This window comes from Pseudarthrobacter sp. NBSH8 (assembly GCF_014217545.1).
GTDB lineage: Bacteria > Actinomycetota > Actinomycetes > Actinomycetales > Micrococcaceae > Arthrobacter.
Genome location: NZ_CP043178.1, coordinates 4,046,069 through 4,060,736, shown reverse-complemented (window position 1 = coordinate 4,060,736; position 14,668 = coordinate 4,046,069). Strand labels below are relative to the sequence as shown.

The window sequence follows — 14,668 nt, the reverse complement described above, 5'->3', positions numbered from 1 at the left end:
CAATCAGTTCCTCAAAACTTGCGTGCCTGCATTACGTGCAGCCCCAAGTCCCGAACCAGAATGCTGGTTCAGCCTCATCCACAGGGTTATGCACAGTCCGTGGATAATCGGCTACTGAGTCACTCTAGGGGATCAAAAGGCCAGAAGATAGCTGGGAAGTAGCTTGTGGATAATTACACTGTTGTGGTTCGAAACAGCCCCTGTGAGCCACTTCATCCACAGGCTGTGGGGCCAGGTTAACCACAGCCTGGGCCAGGGACCCAGGGGTACCCCGGTTTGACTCTGGCAGGCATTTTGCCCTAACGTTGTGAAGTCCTTTGTGTACGCTTTTTGACCTCTTCTGAATCTCTCTGACGCACCGCGTTTGAGCAGCCGGGGGAAGTATGCACATACAAAACTTAGCGTCGGCCAGTTCTTCCCCTTTTACTGATCGGGTGGGCGCACCTTTGATCCACTGGAGTAACTAACGTGAGCAAGCGGACTTTTCAGCCGAATAACCGCCGTCGAGCCAAGAAGCACGGCTTCCGCCTTCGTATGCGTACCCGTGCCGGCCGTGCCATCCTGGCAGCCCGTCGTGGCAAGGGCCGCACCGAACTGTCGGCCTAGATAACTGACTCGTCGGTAAACTTTTCTTTGCGAGTTTAAGGTGCTGGCCACCCGTAACCGTGTGAGGACTGCAACCGATTTTTCAACAACCGTACGTTCCGGTGTCCGCAATGGACGCCGGAACGTAGTGTTATATGCGGTAGCTATTGCTGCCGACGAACCCAGCCGGATCGGGTTCATCGTTTCCAAAGGTGTCGGGAACGCTGTGGTCAGGAATCTCGTTAAGAGAAGACTGAGAGAAGCCGGTGCTGCCTCGCTGCGCGAGTACGGTACCGGGTTCGCCATAGTGGTCCGGGCTCTGCCTGCGTCCGCTGCCGCCAGCTGGGATCAACTGCTGGCGGACTACAACGCCGCACTGGAATCAACTATGAGCCGGTTGGGCAGCCGCCTTCCGCGGGCTGCTGTAAACGGTTCAACCGGTACAACACAGGAGGGGACACCGCGTGCGTAAGGTAACTGCCGCCGTCGTCCACTACCTACAGCCTGTTGCTGCCGTCGTGGGCACCTTCCTTTGGAACCTGCCCAGAAACATTCTTATTCTGCTGCTTATGGCCTACCGCAAGGTGATTTCCCCTTTGTATGGCCAGGTTTGCCGCTTCTTTCCTTCTTGCTCGGCGTACGCCCTCGAGGCGATCACTGTCCATGGGGCAGTGAAGGGCAGCTGGCTTGCGGCCCGCCGCCTTGCGCGCTGCCATCCGTGGAATGCCGGTGGTGTGGACCATGTCCCCGCCGGCCACCGCCATTGGCCCGAACACCGGACCCCCACAATTGTTGTGCTGAACAACCCGGACAAGTACCTGGCTGCTCAGACTGATGGAGAAGGCCGCCGTGCGGCCTGACGAATAGGGATATCGTATGGACTTCTTTGAAACAATCATGTTTCCGTTCAAGTGGCTGGTTTCCATCATTATGGTGGGCTTCCATGAGGGCCTGACCATCATCGGGCTGCCTGCGGCCAACGGCTGGACCTGGACGCTGTCCATCGTCGGGCTGGTGTTGGTCATCCGTGCTGCCCTGATCCCCGTGTTCGTCAAGCAGATCAAGGCTCAGCGCGGCATGCAGCTCCTGCAGCCCGACCTGAAGAAGCTGCAGGACAAGTACAAGGGCAAGACCGACCAGCTCTCCCGCCAGGCCATGGCGCAGGAACAGATGGCGATGTACAAGAAGCACGGCACTAATCCGTTCTCTGCCTGCTTGCCCATGCTGATACAGATGCCCTTCTTCTTCGCGCTTTTCCAAGTGCTCTCAGGAATCAGCTCTGCGAAGACGCAAGGCAAGGGCATCGGCGCCATGAGCCAGGAACAGGTCATCCAGTTTGACGAGTCCAGCATCTTCGGGGCTCCTTTGTCCTCTGCCCTGCTGCACGGCGGCGCCACCAATGTCTCGGTCGTTGTCCTAAGCATCATCATGATTCTGGCCATGACTGCCTCGCAGTTCATCACGCAGAAGCAGATCATGGCCAAGAACATGTCTGAAGAAGCCATGGCTAGCCCGTTCATGCGCCAGCAGAAGATGATGCTCTACATCCTCCCCGTCGTGTTCGGCGTTGGCGGCATCAACTTCCCCATCGGTGTGCTCATCTACTGGACCACCACCAACCTCTGGACCATGGCGCAGCAGTTCTTCGTGATCCGCCGCATGCCGACGCCGGGATCCCCAGCTGCGAAGGCTCTCGCCGAACGCCGGGCCGCCAAGGGCCTGCCGGCACTGCCCATTCTGGGCGGGAAAAAGGTCGACGCCGAAGCGGAGGCAGCAGCCGCAGCCGCGGCCATCGAGCTAAAGGGACAGCGCGTCCAGCCACAGCGCAAGAACAGGAAGAAGAAGTAATGTCAGCCGAGAGCACCGAACACGCCCTTTCCGACGAGATCATTGACGATCAGGACGAATCAGCGACGGACACCGATGCTTCCCCTAAGGGATCCGCTGCCAGCCGACTCGAAGAGGAAGGCGACGTTGCTGCCGATTACCTGGAGGAGCTCCTGGATATCGCGGACATCGACGGCGACATCGACATCGAAGTCCGGAACGGCCGCACCTACATTTCCATCGTTGTTGAAGAAGAAACCGACAGTCTCGACAGCCTCGTAGGCGAAGACGGCGAAGTCCTGGAAGCTCTTCAGGAACTGACCCGGCTTTCCGTTCTCTCCGCAACGGAGAACCGTTCACGCCTGGTGCTGGACATCAACGGCTACCGTCAGCAGCGCGCCGGCCATCTTCAGAAGATCGCCGAAGACGCGGCTGCGTTGGTCAAGGAGTCCGGCAAAGCCGTGGCACTTGAGCCGATGAGCGCTTACGAACGCAAAATTGTTCACGACGCCGTTGCTGACCTGGGACTCGTCAGCGAGTCCGAGGGCGAAGGCGCCGGGCGTCACATCGTTGTATCCGCAGACTAGAGAATGCTGAACCGCTAATCATGGTTGACATCACGGCAGCAGAATTGCTGGCGGCAGAGAAGATTTTCGGTGACCGCCTCGACCTGGCCAAACGCTACGTAGAGCACCTGGCCACGTCCGGAACGGAACGCGGGCTGATCGGGCCGCGCGAGATCCCACGGTTGTGGAGCCGGCACGTCCTCAACTGTGCCGTCATCGAAAGCGAGATCGCGCACGGTAGCCATGTTGCCGACGTCGGAAGCGGAGCCGGACTTCCCGGACTCTGCCTCGCCATCGCGCGGCCGGACCTCGAACTGACGCTGATCGAGCCGTTGGAACGCCGGGTGATCTGGCTCCAGGAAGTGGTGGACGATCTGGGCCTGACCAACGTCTCGGTGATGCGGACCCGCGCTGAACTGGCGGTCGGCATGGTTAACGCTGACGTTGTGACTGCCAGGGCTGTTTCCGCGCTGAGCAACCTGGCCGGCTTGACCATCCCCCTGCTCGCCGGCAAGGGCGAGGTTGTGGCCATTAAGGGACGCAGTGCGGGCGAGGAAATCGAAAAAGCAGCAAAGGTTATCCGGAAGCTCGGTGGCGTCAAGACCTCTGTAGTGACTGTCGGTGAAAGCCTCTTGGAGGAACCCACCACGGTGGTACGGATCGTCGTCAACAAGTCCCGAAAGATCTCCTAGTCCGGGCCCGGTAGCCTTGGTCTGCGGGACGAAGCGGTTAGGCTAGACAACGGCAGTAAAAGCCGAATGAGAGAGAGTGTGTCCCAGTGACCAGTAGCGAAGCCTCCACACAGCGGATACCCCCGTTTGTGTCTCTGGGGTCAGCACGATCAGTTGCTGGCATGGGTTCCGCGCCGGGACGAGGGGAAAGCCACCCTAATCCGGTTGCAGAGATGGCAACTCTTGCCTCTGTTTCACGTGAAACAACAACGGGTGGCAGGACCAACGTCATGGACACTATGGATGACTCCAGTCCTATCGCCAGGGAGCTCGCGCACGAGACCAGGCGCCGCGAACGGCTGGTAGATCGCAAACTTCCGAAACCAGAGAAAACACGCATCTTCACGGTGTCCAACCAAAAGGGTGGGGTCGGCAAAACCACCACCACAGTGAACATCGCCGCTGCCCTGGCCGCAGCTGGTCTGAACGTTCTGGTCATTGATATCGATCCCCAGGGCAACGCATCCACCGCCCTAGGAGTCGAGCACCATGCCGACGTGGATAGCATCTACGATGTCCTGATCAACGATTTCCCTCTTGCCGACGTGGTGGCCCCCTGCCCGGACATCAGTAACCTGATCTGTGCTCCTGCCACCATTCATCTGGCCGGTGCGGAGATTGAGCTTGTCTCGCTGGTGGCCCGTGAACAGCGCCTTCGCAGGGCGATCGATGTGTATGCCAAGACCCGGGCGAAGAATGGCGAAGAACGCCTCGACTACATTTTTATTGACTGCCCGCCGAGCCTTGGGTTGCTCACGGTTAATGCCTTCTGCGCTGCTGGTGAGGTCCTTATCCCCATCCAGTGCGAGTACTACGCCCTGGAAGGCTTGAGTCAGCTCCTTAAGAACATCGAGATGATCCAGAAGCACCTGAATGCAGATCTGGTGGTCTCCACAATTCTCCTCACGATGTATGACGGCCGAACCAACCTTGCCGCCCAGGTGGCAGCGGAGGTTCGCCTGCACTTCCCGGAACAGGTTCTGGGTGCTGTAGTCCCTCGCTCGGTGCGGATTTCAGAAGCCCCGAGCTACCAGCAAACAGTCATGACCTACGATCCTTCCTCCAGTGGAGCCCTGTCTTACCTGGAAGCCGCAGCAGAAATCGCTGAACGCTAGAATCTTCAAGAAGTGCAACAACCGGAGTCCGGCAAGTTCTGACTCTTCCATCGGAGGGATTTATCCATGAGCGAAAAGCGACGTGGCCTGGGCCGCGGTCTTGGCGCACTCATTCCAAGTTCCGCCGGTAGTGCGTCGGGCAATGGCAGCGCTGTGTCGCGGCCCGTGGATCTCTTCTTTCCGGAAGGCCGTAAGAAAGTCGTTTCCTCCGACGACACTTCCGGGAATGGCGGGGCAGTTTCGGATGCTTCCACATCTTCCACATCTTCCGCGTCGGGTGCGCCGGTTAGGACCAACGACGTACCCGTAGAGAATAAGGCAGCTGCGCCAAAAACGGCCTCCCCCGCCAAATCGTCCGTCAAGTCAGCCGACAAGCCGCCGGCAGCGAAAGCTCAGGCCAAGGCTCCTGCGAAAGTTCCGGCCAAGAGCCGTGTCGCTGTCTCGGCGGTGGAAGATGGGACCGCGCCGGTTGAAGCCGTGACTGATGTGTCAGTATCCGAGGTCCCTGTGTCTGGTGCACCCGCTTCTCAGGCTACTGAAACAGAGAGCAAGGCGGATAACGGTGTAGATCTTGTGGAAGTTCCCGGTGTGCGTTTTGCCGAAATTTTGGTCACCGACATCCATCCGAACCGGAAACAGCCCCGCTCAGTCTTCGATGAAGATGACATGGCGGAGCTTATCCACTCTGTGCGCGAAATCGGCGTCCTCCAGCCAATTGTGGTTCGTACCTCAACCGAAGAAGGTGGAGAACCGTACGAGCTGGTGATGGGTGAGCGTCGCTGGAGGGCAGTACAGGCGGCCGGGATGGAAACCATCCCCGCCATCGTCCGGGACACCACCGATGATGACCTCCTCAGGGACGCACTGCTGGAGAACCTGCACCGCAGCCAGCTGAACCCGCTCGAGGAGGCGGCTGCCTACCAGCAGTTGCTAGAAGACTTCGGAACCACTCACGAGCAGCTCGCGGATCGCATTGGCCGTTCACGTCCCCAGGTTACGAACACGCTGCGCCTGCTTAAGCTTCCACCTCTGGTTCAGCGTCGTGTGGCGGCGAGCGTTCTCTCCGCCGGCCACGCCCGTGCATTGCTGGCCCTCCCGGATGCGGCCGCCATGGAACGCCTCGCCCAGAAGATCGTGGCTGAAGGCATGTCTGTTCGGGCAACCGAAGAGGCCGTCACTCTTTACCAGGATCCTGCGAAGCCCGCGAAGAACAACATCCCCCGTCCGGGGGCCCGCCATGAGCGCCTGGACTACCTGGCATCCTCGCTGTCGGACCGCTTGGACACCAACGTCAAGATTTCTCTGGGTGTCCGCAAGGGGCGTGTCAGCATTGAATTCGCCAGTGTTGAAGACCTGAACCGTATAATGGACGTCCTGGCGCCAGGATCCGAAAACTAGCATTGTGCTCTCAAAGAAGGGGCCTGTTTCACGTGAAACAGGCCCCTTCTTCACGTCTGGCACGATTCCCTTCCTACACTCTCTGAGTCGATTCTGGTTCCGACCATATCGGGGGAAGGACAGCCCTGCATCCTGAGCCACCCGGTCACATGCAGTATCGCCAGAGGCTGCTGGAATACTGCTGGCGGTGTAACTTTGGTTCGGCACCGTCAGCGGCCATGGACGACCCCCGACACGTGTCACGTGTCCTGTCTTCGCGGCACCGGCGGCACCGGAAACGCCGAAGCCCGGCGGCGTTAGGATTGCTGACCCACTAGAAGTGTGCACTGGCCGAGATGTAGATAGTCAGGGCCGCCGTTCTCACAAGATGACAGCGCTGGGTGGGCTGTGTAGGGACGCAGGAGACCCTGATATCGGCCCAGGTATCCTTCCGCAGACGTCCTGTGGCGCTGAAATAGTTGAAGAATGCCTCAATGCTGAGGGTTCCGTCAGGGTTCGCCCAGGTGCCCACCCGGCTCAGCGGGAACGAGGCGGCGTTTCGTGTCCTACTGCCAGTCCGTTGCCGCGGCGGAGACGGCACCCCGACTGTCCGCGCGTTTGGTGGCCTGAGCCGCCATGCCTGCCTCGTTGCGTGCGCGGTTGGTGCTTGGCTTGCTGATCCTGTCTGACCGGCGTGCCAGAACGGGATCCCTTGGACCTGCTGCTCGGTCGGATAATCCCTCGCGAAGGGTCCCGGCAGCATAATTTCGGTTGTAGAGGGAAACTCTCCGGCTGTTTCACGTGAAACACCGCCAGAGCTTGTGTGAAATCATGTCAGTGGCTCTGGCTCTGGCTCTGGCTCTGGCTCTGGCTCTGGTTTTGGCAATCCTTTTGGCGTAACCCAGGATCTCGACTCTTGAACTAGCCGGAGTGTCACTTGGTCCATATCTGTATAGGACGAAGGGGGTTTCCCCATTATCAGCCTTGAACAAAGCCCGCATCTTCAGTCAGCGCCGAGCAGACGTACTCCCACAATGCTTCTTGGGTGGGCCTGGTCCTCGGCAAAAATGGCCCAAGTGGTTTCACGTGAAACGTGGAGACTAACCGAGTGTGCCGTGCCTGACTCTGCCCATCCCCGGTCTACTCCCATAGCAATTCAATGGACCACCTGCGGGTCGGACCACGTGGCGTTCATGGTTCATAGCCGACGGAGAACTTAGACTCCGTCTCCGGAAGCATATCCGGCCGCCCCTTGGCGGCGGCGTGTGCCCACAGAGGGGTACATGCGCCGCGGGACAGCTTGACGTCCTCTTGGACTCCGTAGGGGCCTGGCATGGCGCTTCAGAAGGCCAGAGTGGACAAGTCGCCCGTAGCTCACGTCTGATATTCTGTTCGGTCGACGGTGGAGAGGCCAACCAGAATGAATCCAAGCGCTGCCAGGTCGCTGATGGAACAACGGCCAGGGACTTGCCCCGATTTTGGGGCAGCACATAAGGAACCGGCTGAGTGGTGGTGCTGTCCGCCCACAGGGATCAGTAACCTCTGCACAGACAGACAGACAGACGGCGCCCTGGAATTCCCCATGAGGCCTGGTGTCGATTGATGCGCGGTACAGATGGCCTACAGCCCAGAACCGAATCTGCGGTGCTGCTCAATACACACCAACTTCAGAAATGTATGTCAATGCCTTGGGCAACCCATGGGGTCGCCGGATACCGCATCTGCGGTGCTGCTCAATACACACCAACTTCAGAAATGTATGTCAATGCCTTGGGCAACCCATGGGGTCGCCGGATACCGCATCCGACAGGTCTATAGAGGACTAGCCCTGCGACATTATTGGTGGTCTGCGCTTCGTCGGAGCATCTCGGCACAGCGAGGAGAAGGACTAGCTTCCTCGACGTGGCCTCTCCCCCACGCGACGCAATCCTGAGGTGGACGTTATATGCCCGGATTCGCATTGGACGGCAGAGAAATGAACCTGAGGGTAGTCCGAGTCATCTGGCCTGATGCAAGTTTGAGGTGGGCTGGACAGGCCATTCGCGGTGACTTAACGGATCGGGACTCCAGCGGTACCCATTCACCAGCGCCACCAATTCAGGCAAGTGGCTGTCTGAACTTGAAAGAGCATCTTCCCCAGACCCGAGCCATTCTGTCTATGGGCCAGAAACCGAAGAGAACGAATGTGGGTTGTGAGCATTCCGTGTATTGTCGGGCGCGTCAATCCCATCGCACCAGGAGGTGAAGCCGTTCCAGTTTGGGGGCGGCACGGTGTGAATTGCACGGTGGATATCGCTGTGGATAACTTTGTGGATAGATTGATTGGTGGCCAGGATCACTAGGATATTCGCCGCACACCAGCGCGTCGCGGGACCGTCCGCCTGCCTGCGCGTCCGAGTCCGTCTCTGGTTCCGTTTCACGTGAAACATTACTAAGCCACCACCCAATGCGCCCTTTGCTCGGAAAAGAGCCGCGATTAGTTGGATTTGGGTCAATATTTCTAAGCTAGTATGAGCGACGCCACTTCCGTGTTGCTGGTCCCTGGATAGTTTCCGATTTGAGTGTGGCCGCTGAGCTGGAATGCGGACTCGGCTACGCTGTGTCCAAGATTTACGGACCGGTGGACATACCTGTGGATATCGATGTGGATAACTTTTGGGGATAACCTCGATATCGGTGGAATGGGCATGCGACGGAAATCCGTGAGGTGAGCCTACCGGCCGCACTTCGGATGAAGACGTGTGGCCCTTGTGCTGGCTTCAGTGGCACCTGGCGCAGGTGCACGCACGTAGACGGCGACGGGCAGTGCTGTAACCGACTTGCGCCCGAGAGGATCGGACGAGTCCTTGGGTTCGAAGGCGCGCCACTGCCTTCGTTTAGGGCCCGCGTCTGACTCCTTGTTCGGTCCCCTACTCTGCCAGGCGTCCATCATTTGTGGTGATCTGACCGGGAGCCGTAGCGCAGGCCGGCTTGTTGCGCCCGTCAGTAGGTCGACTCCACAGTGCTACCTTTCCAGCGGACATTGGTCGTTGACGCTCGGGACGCGGGGAAATGTGTGAAGCCTCGGGCTGAGGCAACAGGCGGCTAAGGGCGGCCGCGTAGATCGTGTTGACGTTGGTTTACGCTGAGGGCCCCGTCTGCTGAGCAGACTGCGTAGTACGTAGGTCCATGCCGGTCGTCCCTCGTTTGCAGAGCAGACTGCGACATTTATGATACGGCTCAGCCGGTGGCAGGCAGGAAAATTGCCACGGGGACTGTGGAGTTAGCTGGGCTGCAGAACGCTCCCGCGGGTTGAGACTTTGGTTCACTCGTGGCCGGGCGGCCCGGGTGTACGTGAGGTGCTTCGTGGGTCCGCACGTAATGACTACTCGTCGGTCGCAAGAGTCTTGAAATGGCTATTGGGCCACCCGTCAGTTCGCTGCCGTGGCCGACTGGTAGCCTACGTGATACGTGAGATGGGGTGTCCTATCCAGTCGGGCGCGGCATCTCTTCGCTGAGTTCGTTTCACGTGAACCGTCTTGTTGGTGGCCCGGTCGACTGTCTAGCTATGCCCAGCGTTGACTGTGTTTCACGTGAAACAGTCGCCGCAAAGAGGCGTCGGCGTTCTATGTCTGCTGCGCTGAAGTTTATCCCAAGGGGCACAAAAGATGTCGGGGGTAGGCGTGCCATTGATGCGATCACGGGCGCCATATACGGGATAGGCCCGCAGCCGTGTGGGTTCAGTAGATAGGCTGGCCAGGGGCTGGCAGTCACCCCGTGTGGAGTGTGATTCTTGGCTGGAGGCATCCTAGGAGAGGCAGCGCGCATCCCCAGGTCTAAGGTGCCGAATTCATTGCGTTACTTTGGTCATTTCGTGGCAGGCCCCCGCACCGTGGGTCAGGCATATTTCGCTGAACTGTTGGTTGCATGTGGATGGATGGGTTCGGCGGAGGCGGACGCGACCGGTCTGGTTGCAGCGGTTTCGACCGCATATGAGCTGTCTATATGCATGGCGCGTGGCATCAGCCACCGTGCTGAAGCCTGAGCTAAGTATGCGCCGAGATCAGGCGTAGAACACGGCTTTGTAGGCATCACTGCCGCTCATATCCAGGCTTCTTCCAATCTGTCGGTTCTTTCTAATCCGTCAGCTCTCCCAACCAAAATCCATGGCCCGCTGTCCGACCAGCTGCGCCGGGTCGACATCGTTAGGAACCACCGCTTCTCGACGTAGCAGTTGCGCGTATCGGTGCTTGATTCAATCAAGGGACGACCAACACTGGTGGAGCTAAAAGTGTGGCCAGATGCTGTCGATTCACTCGATGTTTCACGCCGCGAGTCCACCAATGTTCGGACTGAGCAGCTCGGCTATTTCGTTGGTTCCACTGAAATAGATAGACAATTAATTTATCCGGACTCATTTTTTGAAGTTTGATACTTCAGATTATGAGGGAAGGGGCTAGTTATTCGGCACTCCGCGAACCTGACCCGCGTGATCAATGCTTGAGGTCGTCGTGAGCAGTCTAGCCGCGATCAGGCAAGGGACGCCAGCTGATGCGGGGTCGGACTGCGTTTCACGTGAAACACTGCAAGTGATTCAGATCTGTTCGGGACTCAGGACCACGCACCATAAAAGGGGCGGGGCTGCTTTATGGCAGGGTACCAATCCGAAGCGCTGGCGCGGTGCCAAAGCGGGATGCCAGTCTGACCTGTTGACCAAGACCCTGGGCACGTCTTGGATTGTATTGTTGTCCCTCCGGGAACACGGAGACGTAGGCGATGCTCTCCTGCAGCACTCGTCGATGTTTCACGTGAAACATAGGCCCGGCTAGTCGCCGTGCGTAAAATGTACGGGATTGGATGAGGAAATCGAATGGTCTAGGGGAGGCAAATCGGTGCCGACTTGCCCCTGCAAGCGAAACGACATTCCGATGGGTCGGGCTGCAGGACTCCACATCCCCGCTCTCCTTCGTTGCCCCGGTAAGCGAAGAGGGACGAGTGACTGTCTGCATCCGTGCGGCAATGTTTCACGTGAAACGAAACAGCCAAGTCCGGAGGACCCTACTTGGATCATCCTAGGTTGAGTTGACTGGTATTTTCAGCCGCCCGGCCCACGTACTAAGTCGCCAAGACTCCGCGGTGGGATACAGAAGGACCCGGATCCCCCGGTGCAGTCCGGGGGAAAATGTTGCCCGAAAACAACCTTATTCGATCTCGAATAGGTGCACGCACAAATTACTGTGGCCACTGCTTCTATGAAGCAGTGGCCACAGGCCGGTGCTGCCGGTCATGAAGAACCGGAGACCAGAGCAGACTAGGACAGGACGTCCGCAAATTCCTTTTCGAAGAACTGCTTCGGCCGCGCACCGATAACGGTGCTCTTCACCTGGCCGTCCTGGAAGAGGTAGACGGCGGGGATGGACGTAATGCCGTACTCGGCAGCAATCGCCGGGTTGTCGTCGACATTGACCTTGACGACGTTAACCTTCTCGCTGTACTCGACCGAGATCTCGTCGAGGATGGGTCCCAGCTTGCGGCATGGTCCGCACCATTCAGCCCAGAAGTCCACAATCACTGGCTTGTCGGCCGACAGGACATCCGCATGGAAACTTGCATCTGTTACGTCTTTAGCGTTGCTCATAACCCTTGTCTCTCTTTTCGAATGGCGGTTAAGCGAATTACGCGTGGAGGTCTGCGAGGAAGTGTTCCACGTCGATTGCGGCAACACATCCGGAACCGGAGGCTGTGATGGCCTGACGGTACGTGGGGTCAACAACATCGCCGGCGGCGAAGACGCCGGGGATGCTGGTCTTGGAACTCCGGCCCTCGACGGCGATGGTGCCGGCCGCCGTGATGTCCAGTGCGTCCTTAACCAGGTCGGTGCGGGGGTCGTTACCGATGGCGACGAAAACGCCAGTGACGGGGAGGTCGGATACGGTGCCGTCCTGCAGGTTCTTGATCTTGAGCCCGGTGACTTTGTCCCCTCCGATGATGTCGTCCACGGAGCTGTTCCAGATGAACGAAATCTTGTCGTGGGCCAAGGCGCGGTCTGCCATGATCTTGGAAGCTTTGAGTGTGTCGCGTCGGTGCACAACGGTGACGGACTTGGCGAACTTGGTCAGGAAGAGGGCTTCTTCCATTGCAGAGTCTCCCCCGCCGATAACCGCAATGTCCTGGTCCTTGAAAAAGAACCCGTCGCAGGTTGCACACCAGCTGACACCGTGTCCGGAAAGGCGCTTTTCGTTCGGGAGGCCGAGCTCACGGTAAGCGGATCCGGTGGACAGGATGATCGCCCGCGCTTGGAAGGTCTCGCCGGTACCGATGGTGACAGTCTTGATGTCACCATCGAGGTCCAGGGCTGTGACGTCCTCGAACTGGATTTCCGTTCCGAAGCGGGCTGCCTGCTTCTCGAAGTTCTCCATCAGGTCCGGCCCCATGATGCCGTCGGGGAAGCCCGGGTAATTTTCGACGTCGGTGGTGTTCATCAGTTCGCCGCCTGCGGTGACTGATCCAGCCAGAAGCAAGGGCTTCAGATTGGCACGCGCGGTGTAGACAGCGGCCGTGTACCCGGCCGGGCCCGAGCCGACGATGATGACATCACGTACTTCGGACGCGGTGTTTTCTGCGTTGCTCACTGAACGGTGAACCTCTTCCTTAGTCGATGCGCCGGCTTTTGCGGCCGGCCACATGGCACAACTGAATCTTGGTGGTGAATATTCCGGGCGCCGCGCGAACGGAGGAACCATCAGCGGCCGTGACCCCGCCCACTGGACGGGATACCCTACCAGATTACCGTCTAAAGACAGCTAAGCCGCGTCTGTTACTGCGGAGCATTGCTCCGGACAGAACAGCCGCGGCTCAACAGGAACGGCGCTGGTGGCCTTACTGGATCTTGATCTCCGCAAGGCGTATGCCAAAGCCGTAGCGGGTCTTCGGGGCGGCCAGCTTGGGAAGTGTCGTGATGGATACGATCACGTACTGTGCTTCGACCGGTTCGGCCAGCGGCATGGTCAGATCAGATGAAGTGAAGCTGTTGGTACCCACCAGCTTGGCGCCGTCCAGTGATGGACGGTCATTGGTGAAGACACTGAGGTTGCCGCCCGAGGCTCCGAGCTGAGTCAGGGTGATGGAGGAAACCTTCGCCGGATTCTTCAGCTTGATGAACAGTGGGACGCCATCGTTTGCGAGACCACCCCAGCCTTCGGTGGCAAATTCCATGTCCGACCAGTAGCTGGCCACATTGCCATCAAACGCCTTCACAAGATCGACATCGTAGGTGGCTGCGAAGTCAAAATTCCCCTGGCGGGTGATGCTGTCAATGACGGGCGGTGCTGCCGGCGGTGCTGCCGGTGGTGCGGAGCTCGGGTTCGCGGAGGCCGACCCGGTGTTTGGCTGTGTGGCGCCCGTCGAGTTGGAGGTTGGGGCGGCTTGAGGACCCGCTTTAAAGAGACTCCCCAAGTTGGTGACCGCGAAGACGAGCCCTGCAATCAGAACCACGGCAAGCAGGCCGCCCACCAGCCAGCGCATGGAGCGGGGCTCACGCTCGGGTTCGTCGTCGTCGTAATAATCATCCGTCCCGCCGGAAGGTGGTACTGCCGCCGCAGGAGATACGTTCCGGGCGAGGGACGGAAAGGCCCCCGCTGCACGATCGGACCGCTGGGGCCCTCGGGAATCCACGGGTTCCTCGTAGCCTGCGTCCTGAGAGCCGTTGGAATAGTCGTCCTCAGACCACAAAGAAACCTTGGGCGTATCGGAGCCCGCACCGGTCCTAGGCTCAGCGGATCCGGAAACTGACCGGTTGTCTGCAGACTGCACTGGTTGCGGCGCAGTGACGCGCTGATGCGCGGCAGCGGCGCCAGCAGCAGTGCCCACGGAGGCCCCTGCTGCAGCGGCCCCGGTCTTGGCAGACCCCGACGCCGGACGGACTGCCGGGCGGAGCGGCGGACGCGCAGGAACAACCGGGGGTACAAGCGGCGGAACCACCGGCGCGGCAGAGCGGAATGAGTCGACCTGGCTGGGGTGATTGTCCGCGTAGTTGATGTAACCGGCGTCGATGTTCTCTTCGTCGTCATACGGTTCCGGTTCGTGGGAACGCGCCTGGCCGAAAATCTCGCTGCCCAGCGTATCCGTGAAGAACGGCTCGACGTAAGGGGCGTCGGAGGCAACCACGAGGTCCAGCAGATCTGCCGCGGACGTGTGGTTGGTGATGAGGTACGTGGCGGCCTCGGTGACGCCGAGGTCCAAGACCTGGACATTGCCCGGGCGCTCACCGGTAGCCACCTCGCGGGCGCTCTGGGCCACCTGTTCGGTGTTATCCGGGCCGGCGACCAGAATGCTGACCGGTCGGTTGAGAACCTGGTCCATCCCGTCCAGCACCAGATCCTGGTCGTGTGAGGTCAATACCGTGGCAGTGACCTTGTAGCGGCCGCCAAGTACTGATCCAACGTCGATCGGGTGGGACACGTGTTCCTCCTAGACTGTCCGGGAATGC

At 59.3% G+C, this 14,668-nt stretch carries 11 protein-coding genes; 8 read left to right on the top strand and 3 right to left on the bottom strand.

Features of this window, described 5'->3' with window-relative positions:
- Positions 1-468: 468 nt before the first annotated feature.
- The 8 genes from rpmH (at position 469) to FYJ92_RS18760 (ending at position 6,222) form a co-directional block, all read left to right on the top strand.
- A complete protein-coding gene (rpmH, locus tag FYJ92_RS18795; protein ID WP_003800212.1) occupies positions 469-606 on the top strand; it encodes a 50S ribosomal protein L34 in 138 nt (45 codons plus the stop codon).
- A 40-nt stretch (positions 607-646) separates the two neighbouring features.
- A complete protein-coding gene (rnpA, locus tag FYJ92_RS18790) occupies positions 647-1,057 on the top strand; it encodes a ribonuclease P protein component (RefSeq protein ID WP_185262048.1) in 411 nt (136 codons plus the stop codon).
- Positions 1,050-1,445, top strand: coding sequence for a membrane protein insertion efficiency factor YidD (gene yidD, locus FYJ92_RS18785; protein ID WP_185262047.1), 396 nt, complete (start codon positions 1,050-1,052; stop codon positions 1,443-1,445). Before rnpA ends, yidD begins: the two co-directional genes overlap by 8 nt.
- 16 nt (positions 1,446-1,461) lie before the next feature.
- On the top strand, positions 1,462-2,433 hold the full coding sequence (gene yidC / locus FYJ92_RS18780) for a membrane protein insertase YidC (protein WP_185262046.1): 972 nt from the start codon (positions 1,462-1,464) through the stop codon (positions 2,431-2,433).
- A complete protein-coding gene (locus FYJ92_RS18775) occupies positions 2,433-2,999 on the top strand; it encodes a R3H domain-containing nucleic acid-binding protein (protein ID WP_185262045.1) in 567 nt (188 codons plus the stop codon). The genes yidC and FYJ92_RS18775 overlap by 1 nt, the downstream gene beginning before the upstream one ends.
- Before the next feature lie 20 nt (positions 3,000-3,019).
- Complete coding sequence (gene rsmG, locus FYJ92_RS18770; protein ID WP_185262044.1) at positions 3,020-3,670, top strand: 16S rRNA (guanine(527)-N(7))-methyltransferase RsmG; 651 nt, start codon at positions 3,020-3,022, stop codon at positions 3,668-3,670.
- Between the two features lie 86 nt (positions 3,671-3,756).
- Positions 3,757-4,824, top strand: a complete 1,068-nt coding sequence (locus FYJ92_RS18765; RefSeq protein ID WP_304632674.1) for a ParA family protein — start codon at positions 3,757-3,759, stop codon at positions 4,822-4,824.
- Positions 4,825-4,890: 66 nt separating this feature from the next.
- The gene (locus tag FYJ92_RS18760) at positions 4,891-6,222 is read left to right on the top strand and encodes a ParB/RepB/Spo0J family partition protein (RefSeq protein ID WP_185262043.1); all 1,332 of its coding nucleotides are present in this window, start codon (positions 4,891-4,893) and stop codon (positions 6,220-6,222) included.
- Between the two features lie 5,269 nt (positions 6,223-11,491).
- Here FYJ92_RS18760 and trxA read toward each other — a convergent pair.
- The 3 genes from trxA to FYJ92_RS18745 form a co-directional block, all read right to left on the bottom strand.
- On the bottom strand, positions 11,492-11,818 hold the full coding sequence (gene trxA / locus FYJ92_RS18755) for a thioredoxin (protein WP_185262042.1): 327 nt from the start codon (positions 11,816-11,818) through the stop codon (positions 11,492-11,494).
- A gap of 37 nt (positions 11,819-11,855) precedes the next feature.
- Complete coding sequence (trxB, locus tag FYJ92_RS18750) at positions 11,856-12,812, bottom strand: thioredoxin-disulfide reductase (RefSeq protein ID WP_185262041.1); 957 nt, start codon at positions 12,810-12,812, stop codon at positions 11,856-11,858.
- A gap of 247 nt (positions 12,813-13,059) precedes the next feature.
- Positions 13,060-14,640 carry an ABC transporter substrate-binding protein gene (locus tag FYJ92_RS18745; protein ID WP_185262040.1) on the bottom strand — a complete coding sequence of 527 codons (1,581 nt, stop codon included), beginning with the start codon at positions 14,638-14,640 and terminating at the stop codon, positions 13,060-13,062.
- Positions 14,641-14,668 lie beyond the last annotated feature (28 nt).

What these genes read in the sequence shown, in the direction of transcription:
- yidC (WP_185262046.1), top strand. Translation starts at nt 1,462, where the DNA reads ATGGACTTCTTTGAAACAATCATGTTTCCGTTCAAGTGGCTGGTTTCC.
- FYJ92_RS18760 (WP_185262043.1), top strand. Translation starts at nt 4,891, where the DNA reads ATGAGCGAAAAGCGACGTGGCCTGGGCCGCGGTCTTGGCGCACTCATT.
- FYJ92_RS18775 (WP_185262045.1), top strand. Translation starts at nt 2,433, where the DNA reads ATGTCAGCCGAGAGCACCGAACACGCCCTTTCCGACGAGATCATTGAC.
- rsmG (WP_185262044.1), top strand. Translation starts at nt 3,020, where the DNA reads ATGGTTGACATCACGGCAGCAGAATTGCTGGCGGCAGAGAAGATTTTC.
- trxA (WP_185262042.1), bottom strand. Translation starts at nt 11,818, where the DNA reads ATGAGCAACGCTAAAGACGTAACAGATGCAAGTTTCCATGCGGATGTC.